The 19,508-nt window shown below is 59.6% G+C and carries 14 protein-coding genes; 5 read left to right on the forward strand and 9 right to left on the reverse strand.

Annotation, left to right across the window (positions count from 1 at the left end; all coding sequences use genetic code 11):
• Entirely contained in the window at positions 1-636 is a 636-nt protein-coding gene (locus T3A99_RS00760; RefSeq protein WP_047229653.1) for a DUF1326 domain-containing protein, read from the reverse strand.
• A 489-nt stretch (positions 637-1,125) separates the two neighbouring features.
• On the opposite strand from T3A99_RS00760, the gene T3A99_RS00765 reads away from it, so the two are divergent.
• The gene (locus T3A99_RS00765) at positions 1,126-2,709 is read left to right on the forward strand and encodes a hypothetical protein (protein ID WP_155417192.1); all 1,584 of its coding nucleotides are present in this window, start codon (positions 1,126-1,128) and stop codon (positions 2,707-2,709) included.
• 72 nt (positions 2,710-2,781) lie between these two features.
• Here the strand turns inward: T3A99_RS00765 and T3A99_RS00770 are convergent, their stop codons facing one another.
• Positions 2,782-3,744: a zinc-binding dehydrogenase gene (locus T3A99_RS00770; protein WP_322833859.1), complete on the reverse strand. Its 963-nt coding sequence runs from the start codon at positions 3,742-3,744 to the stop codon at positions 2,782-2,784.
• A 139-nt stretch (positions 3,745-3,883) separates the two neighbouring features.
• Here T3A99_RS00770 and T3A99_RS00775 point away from each other — a divergent pair, with 139 nt between their 5' ends.
• Both T3A99_RS00775 and T3A99_RS00780 read left to right on the forward strand, forming a co-directional pair.
• On the forward strand, positions 3,884-5,962 hold the full coding sequence (locus tag T3A99_RS00775; RefSeq protein WP_173407522.1) for a carboxy terminal-processing peptidase: 2,079 nt from the start codon (positions 3,884-3,886) through the stop codon (positions 5,960-5,962).
• Positions 5,963-6,092: 130 nt separating this feature from the next.
• Positions 6,093-7,880 (forward strand): bifunctional diguanylate cyclase/phosphodiesterase, encoded by a 1,788-nt coding sequence (locus tag T3A99_RS00780; protein ID WP_322833860.1) that lies wholly within the window; start codon positions 6,093-6,095, stop codon positions 7,878-7,880.
• A 201-nt stretch (positions 7,881-8,081) separates the two neighbouring features.
• Here the strand turns inward: T3A99_RS00780 and T3A99_RS00785 are convergent, their stop codons facing one another.
• The 7 genes from T3A99_RS00785 to T3A99_RS00815 all read right to left on the reverse strand — a co-directional run bounded on the left by T3A99_RS00785 (position 8,082) and on the right by T3A99_RS00815 (position 16,197).
• On the reverse strand, positions 8,082-8,501 hold the full coding sequence (locus tag T3A99_RS00785) for a hypothetical protein (protein WP_322833861.1): 420 nt from the start codon (positions 8,499-8,501) through the stop codon (positions 8,082-8,084).
• A complete protein-coding gene (locus T3A99_RS00790; protein WP_322833862.1) occupies positions 8,498-13,297 on the reverse strand; it encodes an RHS repeat-associated core domain-containing protein in 4,800 nt (1,599 codons plus the stop codon). The genes T3A99_RS00785 and T3A99_RS00790 overlap by 4 nt, the downstream gene beginning before the upstream one ends.
• A 213-nt stretch (positions 13,298-13,510) precedes the next feature.
• Positions 13,511-13,912 (reverse strand): hypothetical protein, encoded by a 402-nt coding sequence (locus T3A99_RS00795; protein ID WP_047230478.1) that lies wholly within the window; start codon positions 13,910-13,912, stop codon positions 13,511-13,513.
• Positions 13,913-14,284 (reverse strand): hypothetical protein, encoded by a 372-nt coding sequence (locus tag T3A99_RS00800; RefSeq protein WP_003179080.1) that lies wholly within the window; start codon positions 14,282-14,284, stop codon positions 13,913-13,915.
• Entirely contained in the window at positions 14,281-14,622 is a 342-nt protein-coding gene (locus tag T3A99_RS00805) for a helix-turn-helix domain-containing protein (protein WP_076386572.1), read from the reverse strand. The genes T3A99_RS00800 and T3A99_RS00805 overlap by 4 nt, the downstream gene beginning before the upstream one ends.
• A 113-nt stretch (positions 14,623-14,735) precedes the next feature.
• On the reverse strand, positions 14,736-15,191 hold the full coding sequence (locus T3A99_RS00810) for a YkvA family protein (protein WP_076383782.1): 456 nt from the start codon (positions 15,189-15,191) through the stop codon (positions 14,736-14,738).
• A 292-nt stretch (positions 15,192-15,483) separates the two neighbouring features.
• Entirely contained in the window at positions 15,484-16,197 is a 714-nt protein-coding gene (locus T3A99_RS00815; protein WP_076383781.1) for an FKBP-type peptidyl-prolyl cis-trans isomerase, read from the reverse strand.
• 271 nt (positions 16,198-16,468) lie between these two features.
• Between T3A99_RS00815 and T3A99_RS00820 the strand changes: the two genes are divergently transcribed.
• Together T3A99_RS00820 and T3A99_RS00825 are read left to right on the forward strand one after the other, a co-directional pair.
• Positions 16,469-18,274, forward strand: a complete 1,806-nt coding sequence (locus T3A99_RS00820; protein ID WP_322833863.1) for a di-heme-cytochrome C peroxidase — start codon at positions 16,469-16,471, stop codon at positions 18,272-18,274.
• 31 nt (positions 18,275-18,305) lie between these two features.
• Entirely contained in the window at positions 18,306-19,442 is a 1,137-nt protein-coding gene (locus tag T3A99_RS00825) for a catalase family protein (RefSeq protein ID WP_173406663.1), read from the forward strand.
• Positions 19,443-19,508: the final 66 nt, after the last annotated feature.

The following is a 19,508-nucleotide window of genomic DNA, read 5'->3' on the forward strand; positions in this document are numbered from 1 at the left end:
TTACGGCTCTATGCCATGACCGGTGAAATGCACGTGGGCGAGGTGGCTATGACTGTCCTGGGATTGGAGCTTGAGGGCTGAATGCGTCTGGTAGCTGCCGCTGGCTACTTCAGCCTCAAGGAACTCGAAGCCGTTGGGCAGGGACAGGCGGACTCGATGAGGTGAACCGTCGATCGGGCTGCGGATCGGCTCGCCGCTGGCCTGCAATACGCCGGGAATGTCCAGGTGCGCCAAACGCTGATCGACATCGATGGACAGGGTGATGGGCACGAACTGCGGTTCGAACATTTCACTCATGGTGCTGCTGAACACCTGAAACACGTTGGCCCCGGGGTCGCTCTCCAGGCCAGAGAGGATGGTCAGCAGAGCCTGGCGTTGCGCCTCGTCGGCGCGTTCATCGATGAACACCTGACAACTGCCGTTGCCCTCATGGATGGCGCCCGGCCAAGCGAAGGTGGCGGCCCAACACAAGCCTCCCAACGCCACTTGATTGAAATACCCGCGTTCCACTCGCATCGACGCCACCGCGTGGCAGTGGCCATGGGTCGGTGGCGCGTCGAATTGACAGGGACAGCCCCAATTGCAGTTGCAGGCAATGAATTCGACGCCCTGCATGCGCCATTCGGCGATGGTCATGATCAACCTCTTCACCTGGCGGGTGAAATGAAAGCTGCGGTTACCCCCATCCCTCCATTAGTTAACGCTAGCAGGGTGCGCGCATCGGCTATGGGCTGCCGACCAAAGGTCGGTTTGCCTGGGTTCGCCGGTCAGAGGTGGAAGCCTCCGGCGATAGGCATGAGGGTGCCATTCAAGCCTGCTGGGGCATGCGTTTTTTACTGAGCCAATATGTTCATGGATCATGCGGAGTCACTTTGCAGTCATCACAACATCTCTTCTGTCAGGACACTAATCAGAGAGAGACATCTATTACTCTCGAAACTTCTCTAAAGCGTTTTTTATGCGATGTCTACTGTCAGACTTTACAGGTCGCTCAGACTAACCGACAGATGGCGCGTGTTCTTCCTTTGACCTGTTATTTCTAACAGTAGACGCATGGCTGTATCCGCAGGTTAATAACTCCACGCCCTGTTTTTACTCGACAGTCGCCCCGCGACGGGAGCCCTCATGAACAAGTACCTTGAACAGTGGATTTTTACCCACACCAGCATAAAGGCACTTACGGCCCTCGCGCTCGCCGTATTATTTGGTTGCGCAACTCAACTGCCGTCGCCACCACCCGACATTCAGTCTTCCAGTAGTTATGAACGCTCCGGTGAGGAAACAGCCCGAAAGCTGACCACGGCGTATCACAATACCGCCGCCAACTGCGGCACGCCCACCACACCAGCCTTTCTCTGCTCAGGGGTAACGCTACGCATCACTAAAACCAGCAATAATTACGATCCATGGGATCATAGCGACTTCTCAAGAAAAACCGACGCAGTCTCATTTTCTTATTTGAGAGCCGATACAAAGTTTGTTCGCACCCCCTGGTATGGTGTCAATGGCTTGATTTTCTATCCTTATCTCAACGCCCCCGCCGGAAAAATAAAACCCGAAGTTATCTGTTACTTTCCACTCGACGGCGCTACGTTTTATCGCGATGCCGCGGGGCAGTATGGATGCAGAGACAGTATCGTGCCTCCGCGAGTATTTGCTGACAGCACGCCTTGTCGAGAACAAAACATTACCACCGCGGAACAATGGGTGGCCCATTATCGAAAGGTCTCTCAATATAGAACCGCGCACTCCTGCGCCTTTATGGTAACGAGCAGCCTGGATGCAGAAGCAGTCCAAGGCTTCAACCAGGCCATTCGGGTTCGTTCATTGATCCCCGATGAGGCTTTTGCCGATCACAACGAGCTGCGCATCAAAGCCTGGCCTGAAAATGAGCCCGGAGTATTGCCAATTCAGGCCTTCTTCTACATCGACACAGGGCTGGCGAATGCCCAAATCGACCAACAGAAATATTACGACCGCACCGGGGGCATGGTGGTCCCCATCATTCGTCTGACCATACCCGGCACCCCGTCTGCAGATGCCACGTTTGTCTATAACGCCGCGGACCAGGCTGTCCTTCCCATCACCCCGGGGAAACTCAAACCCAAGGTTCCCAAAGCCTATAACGCAGCGGGCGACCATCTGAAAATGAGTGATATCTACACCGACACGTATGTGGATGTTGAAGTACCTCACTACACCGGTATGCATGCTACCGATACCATCCGGGCGCGCTGGCAGGGTCGGGTCAACTACAACAGTCCAATTATCGAAGTGGGTGATCCCCCCGGGAAAAGACTGATCCCGATTCCTCGTCTGGAAGTCGTCGACAATATCGGTCGATCTGTCGTGGTCGGCTATTCCGTCAAGGAAAAAGGGATTGGCGAGACGATAGAGTCAGACAGGTTGACGCTGCATATCGACCCGCAAGCGGTGGATCCATTACCGGCACCGAGTTATTCCAACTTGAAGGTTAGCGTGAACTACGGCGGTGAGACAGGCTACACCGTCAGGGTTCGTTGGGCCGGTGTCACCACCCACGATACTGAAAACCAGGATGTGACGTCCGGCCAAGCCAACGTTTTTGACATTCCCAGTGCCTGGGTATCCGAAAACAGCGGAAAAACCGTCCTGATCAACTACTCGATTGTCCGTAAAAACAGCAACGAGCAACGGATGTTCTCTCAGGTCCTAAGGGTTAACCTCTAGGTCAACCCTTTAGCAGCACGTGGTTTTCCACATTCAGGCGGTACCGCAAAGCCTGGGTTCGACTCCCCGGAATCAGCCCAGGCTTTCATCGATCACCAACACCAACTTTCCTGACACCTTGTTGCTCGCCAGCTCGGCAAACGCCGCTTCGGCATCCTTGATCGCAAAGGTCCTGGCCAATTGCGGGCTCAGGCGTTTGTCGGTGAACAGCGGCCACACCTGGTGCCCCAGCTCACTGATCAGGTCGGTCTTGAACTGATCGTCACGACTGCGCAAGGTCGAGCCGAGCAATTGGATACGCTTGCCCAGTACCTGCGCCAGATCGAGTTCGGTCGAGCGCCCGCCCATCAGGCCGATCAACACCCAACGGCCGTCAACTGACAAAAGTTTCACGTTCAATGCAGCGTAGTTCGCGCCCACCGGATCGAGGATCACATCGAAGGGGGCGAAGTCGTTCAGGCTCTCGAGGCCATCGGTGCGTATCACGCCGCCCTGGGCCCCCAGCGCCTCGCAATAACTCAGACGATCAGCCGAACCGACGCTGACCCAGCACGGGTTGCCAAAGGCCTTGCACAACTGGATCGCGGCCGAACCGACACCGCTGGCCCCGGCGTGCAGCAGCACTTTTTCCCCCGGCTTGAGTGCAGCCAGCTGAAACAGATTGAGCCACGCGGTGCTGTAAACCTCAGGCAGCGCGGCCGCCTCAGCCAGGGATAACCCTTCGGGCACCGGCAGGACATGCCGGCCATCGACCACCACCTCTTCGGCCATCCCGCCGCCGGCCAGCAGGGCGCAAACGCGATCGCCAATCTGCCACGAGGAGCCCGCTCCGACCTCGCTGATCACACCGGCGCACTCCAGGCCCAGCACCTGACTGGCACCGGGCGGCGGCGGATAATGTCCGGCCTTTTGTAACAAATCGGCTCGATTCAGACCGGCGGCCGCCACACGGATGCGGACTTGCCCTACATCACACGTCGGACTTGGCTCATCTGCCCATACCACTTGGCCTTCAACGCCTTGCAATGCTTTCACGGTGCCTCCATAGTGAGTCTCGACTGGGCCCGCTGCTGTAACGCCGGGCTTTCTTGCATTATGCGCCCGGGCCACATGGAACCGGCGACTTCAAAGACGGCCTAATATGCGTTATCAATTGTCCCTGCGTCGAATCAGCATGAAGCACCTGTTCCCCAGCACCGCCCTCGCGCTTGTCATTGGCCTCGGTCTGTTGCCGCTGTCGAGCGATACGTTCGCAGCCAATAGCTGGGACAAGCTTCAGCCCGATCGCGACGAGGTGATCGCCAGCCTCAACGTCGTTGAATTGCTCAAGCGCCATCATTACAGCAAGCCGCCGCTCGATGACGCGCGCTCGGTCATCATCTACGACAGCTACCTGAAGCTGCTTGATCCCTCGCGCAGCTACTTCCTGGCCAGCGACATCGCTGAATTCGACAAGTGGAAAACCCAGTTCGACGATTTCCTCAAGAGCGGCGACCTGAACGCCGGGTTCATCATCTACAAGCGCTACCTGGATCGCGTGAAGGCGCGTCTGGATTACACCCTTGCCGAGTTGAACAAAGGCGTCGACAAGATCGACTTCAATACCAAGGAAACCTTGCAGGTGGATCGCAAGGACGCCGCCTGGCTCAGAAGCACCGCTGAACTTGACGACCTGTGGCGCAAACGCGTCAAGGACGAAGTGTTGCGCATGAAGATCGCCGGCAAGGACTCCAAGCAGATCCAGGAAACCCTGACCAAACGCTACAAGAACCAACTGGCCCGTCTGGACCAGACTCGCGCCGAAGATATCTTCCAGGCGTACATCAATACCTTCGCCATGTCCTACGACCCGCACACCAATTATCTGTCGCCCGATAATGCGGAAAACTTCGACATCAACATGAGCCTGTCCCTGGAAGGCATCGGCGCGGTGCTGCAGAGCGACAACGATCAAGTGAAGATCGTGCGCCTGGTGCCGGCAGGACCTGCCGACAAGACTAAACAGGTCGGCCCGGCGGACAAGATCATTGGTGTCGCCCAGGGCAACAAGGAAATGGTCGACGTGGTCGGCTGGCGCCTGGACGAAGTGGTCAAGCTGATCCGCGGCCCGAAAGGCTCGGTGGTGCGCCTGGAAGTCATCCCGGCCAGCAATGCGCCGAACGACCAGACCAGCAAAGTCGTGGCCATCACCCGTGAAGCGGTGAAGCTGGAAGAGCAGGCTGCAAAAAAATCTGTCCTCAAACTGAAACAGGACGGCAAGGACTACAAGCTCGGTGTGATCGAGATCCCGGCTTTCTATCTGGACTTCAAGGCCTTCCGCGCCGGTGATCCGAACTACAAGAGCACCACGCGCGATGTGAAGAAGCTACTGACCGAGTTGCAGAAGGAAAAAGTCGACGGTGTCGTCATCGACTTGCGCAACAACGGCGGCGGCTCCCTCCAGGAAGCTACGGAACTGACCAGCCTGTTCATCGACAAGGGCCCGACCGTGCTCGTGCGTAACGCCGATGGCCGCGTGGATGTGCTCGAGGATGAAAATCCGGGGGCGTTCTACAAAGGCCCGATGGCCTTGCTGGTCAACCGTCTGTCGGCATCGGCCTCGGAGATCTTCGCCGGCGCCATGCAGGACTATCACCGGGCACTGATCATCGGCGGCCAGACCTTCGGCAAAGGCACCGTGCAGACCATCCAGCCGCTCAACCATGGCGAACTGAAGCTGACCCTGGCCAAGTTCTACCGGGTTTCCGGCCAGAGCACCCAGCACCAGGGTGTACTGCCGGACATCGATTACCCGTCGATCATCGACACCAAGGAAATCGGTGAAAGCGCCCTGCCCGAGGCCATGCCGTGGGACACCATCCGGCCTGCGATCAAGCCGGCGGTGGATCCGTTCAAGCCATTCCTGGCGCAACTCAAGTCCGATCATGACGCTCGCACGTCCCAGGACGCGGAGTTTGTCTTCATCCGCGACAAGCTGGCTTTGGCGCAAAAGTTGATGCTGGAGAAAACCGTCACCCTCAACGAAGCCGAGCGTCGCGCACAGCATGCCGACATCGAAGCCAAGCAACTGACCATGGAAAACCTGCGCCGCAAGGCCAAGGGTGAAGAGCCGCTCAAGGAACTGAAGAAAGAAGATGAAGACCTGATCGCCGAGCCGGAAAAAACCAAACCGGAAGACGATGCCTACCTGAGCGAGACCGGTCGTATCCTCATCGATTACCTGAAACTCAACACGGCGATTGCCAAGCACTGACATGATGGCCATTTAATGCTGACGCTCCCCGGAGCGTCATCAAACTGACATCATTCTGTCGTGAAATACAGGACCGGGCGTCCCCTTGAACGGGTGGCGCCCAGTCCTTTTTTTATCGCCAGGGATTGCCATGACCACGACAGAACAGCTGAGTGCCTTGAGTTCGATCCTGGCTCAAAGCGGTTTACACAGCCTGTTCCAACCCATCATTTGCCTTTCCGAACGGCGCATCGTCGGTTATGAAGCCCTGACCCGGGGCCCGTCCAACAGCCCGCTGCACTCGCCCATCGCCCTACTTTCGGTGGCCCGCCAGGCCGGACGCCTCAGTGAGCTGGAACTGGCCTGCCGACGCAGCGCCTGCCAACGTTTCAATGAGCAGAAACTGCCGGGCAAGCTGTTCCTCAACGTCTCGCCCGAATCCCTGCTCGAAGCCGCCCACCAGACCGGACGCACCTTGCAACTGCTGCAAGATTTCGGCATCCCGCCCAGCCAGGTGGTGATCGAACTGACCGAACAAACACCGATCGACGACTTCCAACTCCTGCAAACCGCCCTGCATCATTATCGGGCCATGGGTTTCTCCATCGCCCTGGACGATCTGGGCGCCGGGTATTCGAGCCTGCGGCTGTGGTCCGAATTGCGCCCCGATTATGTGAAGATCGACCGGCACTTCATCGATGGTATTCACCAGGATGCCCTCAAGCGCGAATTTGTCGGCTCGATCCTGAAAATCGCCCGCGCTTCCCGCGCCCAGGTGATTGCCGAGGGAATCGAACTGCCGGAAGAACTGGCGGTATTGATAGAGATGGGCGTCGACCTGGTTCAGGGTTATCTGCTCGCTCGCCCACAGGAGCAGCCCTCCCGTGACGCCAGGGCGCTGATGCCCCGGCAGGACGCCGGCGCGGTGGCATTGACCGACGAAGTCAACGACCTCGGGGCGCTGCTCAACGAACAACCGGCGGTGGCCCACGACACGCCGACGGCCACCGTGCTGGAGGCGTTTCGACGCCAGGCCAACCTCAACTCCCTGGCGGTACTGGACGATCAGGAGCAACCCTGCGGCATCGTCCATCGTCACTCCCTTTCGGATGCCTTGCTCAAACCCTTCGCCACCGACCTGTTCGCCCGCAAACCCATCAGCCGCCTGATGAGCGATGACTTCCTGGCGGTGGAACTGAACCAGTCGTTGCAACAGGTCAGCCGCCTCATCACCAGTCGCGCCCGACAACGCATCGAAGAAGACTTCATCATCACCCTCAACGGCAGCTACCTGGGCCTGGGCCGGGTGATCGACGTGCTCAAGCTCATCACCGAACTGAAAATCCAACAGGCCCGCTACGCCAACCCGCTGACCCTGCTGCCGGGTAACGTGCCGATCCAACAATGCCTGACACGCCTGCTGCAACAACGACAGGAATCAGTGATCTGCTACGTGGACATCGACAGCTTCAAACCCTTCAACGACATCTACGGCTACGGTCGCGGCGACGAAGTCCTGCTGTGCCTGGCCCAATGCCTGAACGAACGCATCGATCCCAGCCGCGACTTCGTCGGTCACATCGGCGGCGACGACTTCCTGCTGGTCCTCGGTCCGGAAGACTGGCGCAAACGCCTGAATCAATTACTGAGCGACTTCCAGACCCACTGCCGCCGCTTCTACCGCCCCGAGCATCTGGAAGCCGGCTGCTTCACCGCGCTGAATCGGCAGGGCGTTCGACAGGAATTTGCCTTGCTGTCGCTGTCGATTGGGGTGGTGCATTTGCGGGCTGAAGCCTGTGGGGAACTGGATGCCAGCCAGTTGGCGGAACTGGCTTCGCAGGCCAAGCATCATGCCAAGGAGATTTTGGGGGGGAGCGTGTACTTGGTTGATGGTTTGGCTGGGCGGGAGGTTGTGGTGGGGTTGGGGTTGTCGGTGTGAGTGAGTCCCGCATTGGCCTGAACGCCTGGCGATAACCCCTGTGGCGAGGGAGCTTGCTCCCGCTGGGCTGCGCAGCAGCCCCCTTCTGCACACACCTCGGTGTGCCTGGTTGATCGAGTAGGCTGTTTTAGGGCCGCTTCGCAGCCCAGCGGGAGCATCCCCCTTCACCACGGCCCGAACGCCTGGCGTTAACCCTGTGACCTACCACGTAGATGGATCTTCAAGGGCGGCTTTTCTGAGATCTTCTTTCCAAGTTTCTTTTGCCAACACATAAACATCCTGAAGAAATTCTTTAGGACTTTTTAAGTTGTACCATTCCCCTCGAGGCCAGCTACCCGCGCAATCTTCGTCTATCTCAAACAAACTTTTAAAGTCAAAATCCGGATCATTAAGCTTGTCACCCAAAAAACTCACCAATACATATTTGTGCCTATAGGACAGGCACTCTAAATCCAGGCCATATTTAACAATCAACTCTGATCTGTCACGCTTATTCTCAGGATTGTAGACTTCTAGTATTGCCCCGAGTGTTTCTTCACGGTCATACACATCAAATCGACCAATAAACCACGTCAGATCAGGAACAAACTCCTCATTTATAAAAGGGTGCATCAGCATCATTTTTTCTCCGTAGGAAATCCAGTGTAAGGTACGCCATCTTTACTAAACTTCACTTCAAACCAATTTAAATCCTCGTTCAACTTAGGATTTTGCTTATCTTTTTTATTTGGTTTGTAGCCACGCCCTGCTCCCGACAACTCCTGCCTGACAACTCTATCGTTTTTGTGGTCCACGCCAGTAAACGGATCCAGTCCAAGCTTTTCTCTTGTCATAGCTTTATTTAGCGCATTCAAATGAATTCGCCAGTTGCTGAATTGGGAGCTTAGGCTTCCATTAGCTCCCTTGGGAACTTCACCCGTGTGCGGATTCGCACCGTTAATGGCACGCTGTTTTAGCGCTACGTCTGATATTTCCGAACTGTGTTTTTCAACAGTATGCATACGGTATTTTTCTTCCATAGCAACCACCCGTCTCTTAGCATTTGCCTCCCCAAACGCGTCAATCCGCGCCCGCCGCTGCTCCGCCGTCATCGGCAGCGCCGGCTCACCCTCATCCACCCCAACCTTAGCCGCCGGATCCTGACTACCAACCGCCGACCGGCACCCACCCTTCCCCGGACAATCCACCAATCCCAACGGATCCACCCACCCCGTCGGGTTTAGGGTGTAGCGATACCCGTTGAGGCCACCCGCCAGTTTGCTCGGGTCAGGCGTCAGGTAGCGGCCGGTTTCCGGATTGTAGTAGCGGTGCCGGTTGTAGTGCAGGCCGCTTTCGGGGTCGAAGTATTGGCCCTGGAAGCGCAGCGGTTGTTCCAGCTGTTCGCCGCCGCCGTGGACCAGTTCGGTGGTTTTGCCGTAGCCGCTGTAGCGTGCCGACCAGACGATGGTGCCGCCGTAGTTGGTCAGTTCCTGGGGTGTGCCCAGGTGATCGAGGTGGTAGTAGAACGGGCAGGCGTTCGGGCCTTTGCCGTCGAGCAGGGCCAGTGGGCGGAAGGTGTCCGGTTCGTAGACGTAGCTGCGGTGGTGGCGCGGGCTGCTTTCAGCGACGACCTGGTCGCCTTGCCAGAAAAATTCCGTGGTCAGGCCGTCCACGGTCTTGCTGATGCGTCGGCCGAAGGCGTCGTAGCGGTAGGACGTTTCGCGCCCGTGCGCCGTGGTGACGCCGATCAGTCGGTGTTGGCTGTCGTAGCGGTATTCGCTGACGAGGCACTGGGCCTTGCCGCGCCGTTCGCGGATCAGGTTGCCGAAGGCGTCGTAGTCGTAGTGGCGGTCGCCCTCCATCAGCAGGCGGTTGCCCTTGAGGCGAGCCGGGCCGGGGCGGTCCTGCATCAGCAGGTTGCCGGCCGGGTCGTGGGCGAAGTGTTCCGGCGGCTCGCTGTGGGAATAGTCGATGCCGATCAGGCGATCCAGCGGGTCGTACTGGTAATGACGGCGGTTGCGCTTGTCGGAAATGGACTGCAGGTTGCCATTGGCGCTGTAGGCATAATCGCGCCAGAACAGTTGCTGCTGGTTCTGCCACACCGTCTGGGCCTTGAGCCGGCCCTGTTCGTCGTAGTCGTACTGGCTGAGCAGCAGGCCTTGGCGGCGCTGGCGTTCGCGCCCGCCGCTGAGCTGGTGTTCGGTGAGGCGCGAGCCGTTCAGGTCGATGGCCGTCAGCGCGCCGCCCCGGGCGTGGTGGTAATCGAGCTGGCTGTTGTCCGGCAGGCGCAGGTGGTTGAGGCGTCCGCAGGCGTCGTAGCGATAACGCAGGGTGCCCCAGCCCTGGTGTTCGCTGATCAGCCGGTCCTGGGCGTCGTATTCGAAGGCCAGCGGGTGAGCGGTGCCGTCGTTGACGTGGACCAGCCGGCCCAGCCCGTCGTAGCGGTATTCGATGGCCTGGCCGTCGGGCAAGGTCTTGACCAGCAGCCGCCCGGCCCTGTCGCGCTGGTAGCGGGTGACCCATTGGGCGCCGTCCGCGCCGTGCTCGGTTTTCTCCAGCAGGTGGCCATTGAGGTCGTAGGCGTAGGCGGTGCGTTGGCCGTCAAAGCCGATCTGCTGTCGGATCAATCCGTTAGGTGTGTAGTCCAGCTGATATTTTTCGCCGGATTCGTTTTCGATTTCAGTCAGCAACAGCCGCGCCGAGTCGTAGCGATACTTCAGTTCGCTGCCGTCGGGGTTGAGGCGACGGCTGATCAGGTGCAGGTCGTCGGCGTATTCATAGCGGGTGGTCCGCCCCAGCTCATCGCGCTCGGCGGTGACCTTGCCGTAGGCGTTGTAGTGCCAGGCGCGGGTCGCACCACCCGGCAAGGTGGTTTCGAGCAGCCGGCCCACCGCGTCCCACCGGTAGTGCGTGAGGGCGCCGTGTTCGTCCTGGCGGGTCAGCAAACGCCCCAGGGCGTCGTAGGAAAAACACCGGCGCCCCGTGTCAGGCAGGGTTTCTTCGGTCAGTTGGCCCAGTTGATTGCGGGTAAACCGATGCTCGCTACCGTCGGGGTAACGGATCGCCAGCAATTGTCCTTGGGCGTCGTAGTCATAGCCGGTGCTCTGGCCGTGCGGATCGATGACCTCGATCACATCGCCCTGGGCGTTGCGCCGGTATTGCCATACGGCCTTGTCGCGCGAACGGGCGTGCAGGAAACCGTTGCGGTATTCGTAGGACGTTGGTTCTTCGTCCGGCGGAATCAGTGCCACCAGCCGTCCGGCTTCGTCGTAGCGGTATTCGGTGACGGCGCCCAGCGGGTCCTGTTCGGCGATCAACCGGCCCTGGGGGTCATAGGCCTTGAGGTGCTCGCCGCCATCGGGCTCGACCTTGCGCACCAGCCGTGCCCGCTCGTCGTGGACGTACACTTCCTGACTGCCATCCATGTGCTGGACCGTGACCTGCCCGTCCTCGCCCCAGGTGTAGCGGCTGTCCATCTGCGCAAACGAGGCCCAGTGCCGCACGCAGCGGGCTGCGCGGCCTGCCCCTTGCCACTCCCAGAAGAAACTCGCACCGCCGGCCAGTTGCCGCTGCAGGATGACGTGCTGGTCGTCGTAGTCGTAGCGTTCGCTTTCGCCGGCGGCGTTGGTCGCCTCGATCAGTCGCCAGCGGGCGTCGTAGCGGTAAGCCACCAGGGTCTGTTCGGTGCGCCAGGCGTCATCCAGGGTCAGCGCCGGGTGGAAGCTCTGGTAGTCGATGGCAACCAGGTGACGCTGCGCGTAACGCAAGCGCAGGGCGCGCCCGGCGCCGTTGTCCAGGCGACTGATGTCGCCATGAATGTTGCGCTGGAGCGTCAGGCGGTTGGCGTAGCGGTCGCTGAGGGCGGTCAGATGGCCGTCGCGAAAGTGTAGGAAAGGCGCGTCTTCGCCCGGCTGGGCGATGATCAGTTCGTCCGGTTCCACTCCGAGGTAAATCGCCGCGCGGGCCAGGCTGTTGTGGATCGCCGGGCGTTGCTCGCTGGGCAGCGGAAACGTCGTACGGCGGTTTTCCTGGTCGATCCAGATGACCTGCTCGCCTTCAAGCAACAGGCGATGCGCCAGGGCATGGCTCCAGCCGCGGCCCAGGCCGATGTCCAGGTCCACCGCGCTGGTGCGGTACAAGCGGGTGAAGACAAACGGCAGCCGGCCATCGAGGGTGCCGTCGTCCAGGGTCAGCAGCTCCTCGCCGCTGACCATCGACACCGGGCAGCCGCTGGTCTGGGTCAGGGCCGCGGTGTCGGCGCTGTCACCGTTGGGGTTTTTCGATTGGCTGGGGGCGTCGTCGTAGGATTCGTCCTTTTTCAGTGTGGTATTGCGCTGCGCGTCCCAGCGCAGTTGCATCCGGCCCTTCTTCACTCCAGCCGCGATCCCCCGCGCCGCCACGGTTTTGTAGCGGTCCACATAGGTGATGAAACCGTTGACCACCGCGAAGATCGCGTTGATGAATCGCTGCGCGGCGCTCAGCAGACGCCCGCCAAACTGGCCTAGACGCATGGCCAGGTAAGCAACACCGGTCCCCGCCCCGGCGAAGGTCAGGACGACGCCGATCAGCAAGTCGATCACCAGTTGCACCACCGCCGTAGCGAGCGCTTCAGCGGTTTCACCGGCAACCTCACTGGGCGGCAGCATCTCCAGCCAGAGGCTGGCGGTGCGCACCAGCAGGCACAACGCCGCTTCGTCGCTGGCCAGCAATTGCAGCCTGGCCATGAGCAACGGCGTTTTTTCCGCCATGGCGCTTAGCTGATCCGCACTTTCGCCCAGCCGGTCTACAAACTCGCCAGGGTTCTTGAGGATGTCCGACAGCAGACTGATGCTGTCCCACACCCCCTCAATCGCCGCCCAACTGCCTGCGAGCAAGCCATTGCCCACCGCGGCGGCCGAAGTCGCCAATGATTGCTGCGCCCACTGCGGCTTGAAGCCCTGCCACTGCCCGCGCAGCCACTGCGTCAGATCGTTGTTCAGGCCGTCGTAGGAAGAAAACAGGTCGGCGATTGTCTGGGGGGATACTTTGTCCTGGACGTGAACCCGATAGGACTTACCCGCCGTCCCCTGGAAAGTCCCCAGGCCCTCGGCATTCAGGGTGACGGGCGTGACCTCGCCGCTGTCCACGGCCACCACGTCCACCACGATGCCGCCCAGCGGAATGTCGTACACCGACTCCAGTTTGCTCTCGATGGTCATCGGCCCGGCCGAGGGGCACTGGACAACGGTGGAGAGGAAATCATCGTCGCCGATGCTGACAGCGGAGCTGCTGTCACCGAAACGAATCAGCCGCTCCATGCCCATCAGCGAAGGCAGGTCGGCCGCATGGCTGGCGCGGTCCGCCGTCTGGCTGTACCAGCGGTCGAGCTGCTCGCGGTAGAGCGTCAGGGTGTCTTTGAAGCTGTCGAGTTCCTGCTCGATACGGTGCACCTGATCCATCAGGACACGGCTCGATCAGGGGCCGGCAGGGAAAAACGATCGAACATGGGCAGACGTCTCGCAGCACTCAGGGAGCGCGAGACTTTGCCGGGGATGCCTGGGGAAATAAGTCAGGTAAGGAGGCGGTGAATGTAGGGCGATTCGCTAAATAGCCCCACTCGACAAACGAACAGCCGAAAGGAAAGAAGGGTTCAAAAATGCCTGTGGATAAAACTACTGGTCGTAGCCTTCGAGCGCCTTGAGCTTGACCTCCGCCAACGGATGGCCGGCTTTTGCCGCCAAACCCCACCAGCGCGCCGCTTCTATCGGATCCGGCGCCTTGCTGGCGGAACCGGCCAGGCTGATCACACCGACTTGATAGGCAGCCTTGCCATCACCGGCCAGCGCCGCCAGGCGCAACAGGCGAACACCTTCTTCCCGGGCACCCAGGCCCTGGCCGCGGAACGTCAGGATATGCCCATAGAAACTTTGCGCGCCGACGTCCCCCAGGTTCGCCATGCGGGCAAATTGACCTTCCAGCCAGGACCAGCCACGGGGCTGTCGAACAAACCAGGACCAATGAAACAATCGACGCGCCAGCCAGTAACCGGCCCGCGCCTTGATGCGCCAGAGCATTCAGGCCTCCGCTGATTCGGGGTACTCGTATTCGAATACCCGGACCACTTCCGAGGCGTGCCAGGAAGCGGCCGCGACACCATCGGAAGGCCCGGAAAAGCGCCCAAGACGCTCAACGCACTCGAAGAAGCCGGTACGCGGCAACCGGCTTGCCCCCTGGCTGATGACCAACGAACTTCGCAGCGGCTGTTCAGCCCGGGCATCCAGTGCTGCCAAGTGTTCAAGGGCCGCAGTCAAGGTCTGCATGGCCGGGCTGGGAAGCTGCAAACGCTCCAGCAAGGCCCGGTACGTCAACAAATGGCGCTGGCGACGCGCCTGATCCAGTTCACCCAACAACCCATCCCAATGCTGCCGACTGATACGAACACTCACGATTGATCCCTCCAACCCGGCACCGTCAACTCCCAGGCCAAACTGCGCCGAATCGCGGCATCGGGCTGACGCTCGCCACTTTCGATCATGGCCAGATAAGACGGGCTTATACCTACTGTGCGGGCCAACGCCTCAATGGCGATGCCCTTCCCTTCGCGCAAACTGCGTAGTTGATCCAGACCAGGAAGAACCTGGCCGGGTGCCGCCGCGTGACGGACTGTGGCTTCCTGCGGCGGAGCTTGATTGATGCCGGCTGCCTTCAATAGCGACTGGTACTGATCCCACGGTAAAACCGCGTATTCGGGCTCTCCGTCGCGTGTGATTATTTGAATATCCATGTCTACCCCGTAGGACAACAACACTTAGCGAGTCAGCTTTTTCCTTGGAAGTGTAATCCTAATAGCGGCTAAGGTCGCGGGGCGATCAATCTCATAAGGCAAACAGAACCGGATCAGTGCTTTTTCTGCCCTTGGAGCTGGAGCTGTTCCGGGGTGTCGGGAAGCCGCTCGACTTGAGCGAGCTTTTCGGGGGATTGCCGATAACGCCAGGCGCGGAAGGCTTCGAGTTCACTGTCGAGGGTCTTCATGATCCACGCCAGTACGGCGATATCGTCAAACATGCCGAACATGGGCAGGAAATCCGGAATCGCGTCCAGGGGGCTGAGGAAGTACATCAGTCCGGCCACGATCGACAGCAGCGACTTGGCGCTGACGGCCCGATATTCGCCACGCCAGTAGGCCAGGCACAGGGCCTGCAGCAAACGCAGATCCTCCTTGAGCTTGCCTAACCGACCGCCCTCTCGGGCGCCTTTGCTGGCGACGGCAAACAACAACGTCGGCAATCGACCGCGGGCCAGCAGTCGTCCTGCCAGAGGCAGAAAACGCGCAAAATTCCACGGAGCCTTCATGTTTTCTCCCACTGAAATGTTATCCACACAAATTGTGGATAACCTTGTGAACAGAGCTGCATTTACGCGCTGAAGCCCCCGTCAAATAAGGCCCCCAGTCAGATCGGGCGTTTTTTACTCACATAAAAAAACCCAATATTTCATTGACTTGACGGCCCGACTGGGTCTAGCACAGCGTCTGTATTGCCTATGACTATAACCCGCGCCGAGCGTTCGGTTTTTTGCCGTTTACCAACGCCCGGATACGACAACGCCCCGCATAAGCGAGGCGTTGTCGTTATAGCAGCCGCGGTTACTTGGCTGCGTCTTCTTTTGCCGGATCCTTGATCCCCAGCAGTTCCAGGTCAAACACCAGAACCGAATTGGCGGGGATGGCCGGGCTCGGGCTTTGGGCGCCGTAGGCCAGTTCGCTCGGGATGTACAGTTTGTACTTCTCGCCGACATGCATCAGTTGCAGGCCTTCGACCCAACCCGGGATCACACCGCTGACCGGCAGGTCAATCGGGCTGCCACGCTCCACGGAGCTGTCGAACACCTTACCGTCAGTCAACTTACCGGTGTAGTGAACAGTCACGACATCAGTCGGCTTAGGCTGAGGGCCGTCGGCTTTCTTGACCACTTCGTACTGCAGGCCGGAAGCGGTGGTGGTAACACCTTCCTTCTTGCCGTTTTCCTCGAGGAATTTCTTGCCGGCGGCTGCCGACTCTTCGCTCATCTTGGCCATACGCTCTTCGGCACGCTTTTGCAGTGCGGCAAAGGCTTCGACCAGTTCTTCGTCTTTCAGCTTCTGTTCTTTCTTGCCGACGGCATCTTCGATGCCCTGGGCCACTGCTTTGGAATCCAGGTCATCCATACCTTCCTGAGCCAGGCTTTTGCCCATGTTCAGGCCAATGCCGTAGGAAGCTTTCTGCGCCGGGGTTTTCAGCTCTACGCTGGTCTGCGAGTCACAACCCGCGAGTACCAGGCCAACCAGGGCCACCGCCGCCGCCAACCGATGCTGTTTCATGCTATTTCCTTGTTCATGCGCCAAAAGGGCAATCGAGTAAAGCCGCGAGCTTATCAGGCGGCCACGACCAATGGCTACCGGCATGTGAGCAGCAAAGCACTGATAAGTTCACGGTCCCAAACGCTTTTTAATCCTGGGCGGATGAAGCATCTGTCATCTATTACGTACAGGGACAAATTGCCACTCCCCCGCAGCCCCATCGGTAATGGCCACTTGCCGGCCACGCGGCACTGAGGCATAAGGGCATATCAAAAAAAACAAGGACGTTACTGTGCGCCTGCTATCTCGCCTTCTCTTGTTGCTCCTTGCGCTGCTCGTCATCGCCGTGGCCGTGGTGCTCTATTACGTTGCCAATCCTCGTCTGCCGACCTATACACCGGTAGAACAGGTGCATTATCTGGATCAATGGAGCGCCGCCGAACGCCAGACGTACTATTTCACCCCTCAGGGCACTCAAGTCAAAGGCCTGCGCTACGACTGGTTCACCGCCCTCGAATTGCCGTTCTCGCAACAGCGCTTCGCTTCGCCTGAATACCTGGCTCGATTCGGCTTTCTGGTGGACCCGGCGCAGAAACCCTCGGCGGACAATCCCGGCAATCTGCCCGTAGGTTTCACCCGCCACCAGAATCCGGGCAGCGCCGACCAGTTCCTGGATATCACCTGCGCCGCCTGTCACACCGGTGAGCTGCGCTTCAAGGGCCAGGCGATACGGATCGACGGGGGCTCGGCCCAGCACGTCCTGCCTTCCAGCGTTCCTACATTACGCGGTGGCAGTTTCGGACAAGCATTGGTCGCCAGCCTGGCCTCGACCTACTACAACCCCTGGAAATTCGAACGCTTTGCACGCCAGGTCCTGGGGCAGGACTACGACGCCCGCCATGAACAGCTGCGCAAATCATTCAAAGCCTCTCTGGATACGTTCCTGCGTGTGGCTTGGAACGACACTCATCGCGGCCTCTACCCCACCGAAGAAGGACCTGGCCGTACAGATGCCTTTGGACGGATTGCCAATGCCAGCTTCGGCGATGCCATCTCCGACAAGAATTACCGGGTCGCCAACGCACCTGTGGATTACCCGCAGTTGTGGGACATATGGACATTCGACTGGGTGCAGTGGAACGGTTCGGCCCAGCAACCGATGGCCCGCAACGTCGGCGAAGCACTGGGTGTCGGCGCCACGTTGAATTTCTTCGACGCCCAGGGCAAACCATTGCAAGGTGATGCGCGATACCCCTCCAGCGTGCGCGTTCGCGATCTGCACACGATTGAAGAAACCCTGCAGTTGCTCAAGGCCCCGGAGTGGCCTCAGGAACTGCTTGGCCCTATCGATATGCCGTTGGCCGCACAAGGCCGGGCGCTGTTCGTCGAAAACTGTGCCGGCTGCCATGTCCCCAACGTGGTTCAAGGTCCTGACAGGCCCGTCCAGCACCTGAACATGTTGCCGGTGAAGGTGATCGGCACCGATCCGGGTACCGCTAACAACATTGCCGACCACCGTTTCGATCTGACCAGCCTGCAATGGGATCCGGCCGAACTGGCCAAACTGGACGTACAACTGCATCCGACCCCGACGACGCCGCTGGATTTGAGCCAGGTTTCGGTCGCCAAAGGCTTGGCCTACGTTACCGCGTTCGTGGAAGAGCGGGCTTACCGTGACGCGGGCGTCACACCGCTGGAGCGCCCGGCGCTGGACGGTTTTGGCCTGCCCATCGGCGTGCGCGAGCTGCGCGCCTACAAAGCCCGGCCCCTGGCTGGCGTCTGGGCCACGCCGCCCTTCCTGCATAACGGCTCGGTGCCGACGATCTATCAGTTGCTGTCCCCTCAGGACGAACGGGCGATCACCTTCTATAAAGGCAGCTTCGAATACGACCCACGGCACCTGGGCTATCGCACAGAAGCCTTCACGAATGGCTTTTTGTTCGACACCCGGATCACCGGCAACCACAACAGTGGTCATGAGTTTCGCGCTGGTGAGCGGGGTAACGGCGTGATCGGTCGGCTGCTGCAGCCACAGGAACGCTGGGCGTTGCTGGAGTACCTCAAGGTACTGGGCGGGCCGCTGGAGTCGCAACTGTGATGATGAACCCCTCAGGCAAAAGGATTGACCCATGCTGATTACGCTCTGGCTGCGCCTCGGCGCCTTTTTGGGCAAGACGCTCCTGTGGTTGCTGGGCATCGGGCTGCTCGGCTGGGCGCTGGCCACGGCCTGGTTCGCCTGGCAACACAGCGGGCCGGTCTCGGATAAAGAGCAGATTCCACCCGGCGAAGCGGCCATGACCCAGGACATCATCCAGACCGCCATCCGTATCGTCGATCAGCACCGCGAAGGCACGCGCTACCTGCGCGATGCCCATGCCAAAGCCCACGGCTGCGTCATGGCGCAAGTGCAGGTGCCGGACAATCTGCCAGCACCGTTGCGCCAGGGTGTATTTGCCGAGCCGGGGAAGGTCTGGCAAGCGACGATTCGCTTGTCCAACGGCAACGCCTACCCACAGTTCGACAGCCTGCGCGATGCGCGAGGGATGGCGATCAAGCTGCTGGGCGTGCCGGGCAAACAATTGCTGGGGGACCGACAGTCACAAGGTGAACAGGATTTTGTGATGTTCAATCATCCGAACTTCTTCGTCAGCGATGTCGCCGAATATCGTCAAAATGTAGCCGCCCAGGCCGATGGAAAAAAGGCGATGGCGTTCTTTCCGAGCCTGGATCCCCGGAGCTGGCAGATCCGCCACCTGTTCATCGCCCTGGAGACACTTTCACCGGCCCCTGACAGCCCGACCCAGACCACGTATTTTTCGGTATCGCCCTACAAGTTTGGCGAGGCCAACGCGAAATTTCGCGTAGCGCCCGACCCGGATAACTGCCCGAGCTACACCCTGCCCGCACAAAACCAGGCACTGCCGAATTTCTTGCGAAGTGCACTGACGCAACAGTTATCCACAGACCGGATACCGGCGTGTTTTGTCCTGCAGATCCAGCGCCAGGACCCGAGCAAGTTCATGCCGATCGAAGACACCAGTATTGAATGGCGAGAAAGTGACGCACCGTTCGAGACAGTGGCGCGAATCACCGTGCCGGCCCAGGATTTCGATACACCCAAGCTGAACCTGGCCTGCGACAACCAGTCCTTCAACCCGTGGTTCGGCATTGAGGCCCATCGCCCCATCGGCGGCATCAACCGTTTGCGCAAAGCGGTGTATGAGGCGGTCAGCGATTACCGTCATCGGCGTAATGCCGAGCAGTAAATAACGGGGCGTGGGGTTCAGTCATTTTTTTGGGGGCTGCTGCGCAGCCCATCGGGGATAAGCGAA

This window comes from Pseudomonas sp. N-137, assembly GCF_034555295.1.
GTDB classification, from domain to species: Bacteria; Pseudomonadota; Gammaproteobacteria; order Pseudomonadales; family Pseudomonadaceae; genus Aquipseudomonas; species Aquipseudomonas rhizophila.

Coding starts and splice junctions, on each gene's coding strand:
- T3A99_RS00760 (WP_047229653.1), bottom strand. CDS start 636: ATGACCATCGCCGAATGGCGCATGCAGGGCGTCGAATTCATTGCCTGC.
- T3A99_RS00765 (WP_155417192.1), top strand. CDS start 1,126: ATGAACAAGTACCTTGAACAGTGGATTTTTACCCACACCAGCATAAAG.
- T3A99_RS00775 (WP_173407522.1), top strand. CDS start 3,884: ATGAAGCACCTGTTCCCCAGCACCGCCCTCGCGCTTGTCATTGGCCTC.
- T3A99_RS00780 (WP_322833860.1), top strand. CDS start 6,093: ATGACCACGACAGAACAGCTGAGTGCCTTGAGTTCGATCCTGGCTCAA.
- T3A99_RS00785 (WP_322833861.1), bottom strand. CDS start 8,501: ATGATGCTGATGCACCCTTTTATAAATGAGGAGTTTGTTCCTGATCTG.
- T3A99_RS00790 (WP_322833862.1), bottom strand. CDS start 13,297: ATGGATCAGGTGCACCGTATCGAGCAGGAACTCGACAGCTTCAAAGAC.
- T3A99_RS00795 (WP_047230478.1), bottom strand. CDS start 13,912: ATGCTCTGGCGCATCAAGGCGCGGGCCGGTTACTGGCTGGCGCGTCGA.
- T3A99_RS00805 (WP_076386572.1), bottom strand. CDS start 14,622: ATGGATATTCAAATAATCACACGCGACGGAGAGCCCGAATACGCGGTT.
- T3A99_RS00810 (WP_076383782.1), bottom strand. CDS start 15,191: ATGAAGGCTCCGTGGAATTTTGCGCGTTTTCTGCCTCTGGCAGGACGA.
- T3A99_RS00815 (WP_076383781.1), bottom strand. CDS start 16,197: ATGAAACAGCATCGGTTGGCGGCGGCGGTGGCCCTGGTTGGCCTGGTA.
- T3A99_RS00825 (WP_173406663.1), top strand. CDS start 18,306: ATGCTGATTACGCTCTGGCTGCGCCTCGGCGCCTTTTTGGGCAAGACG.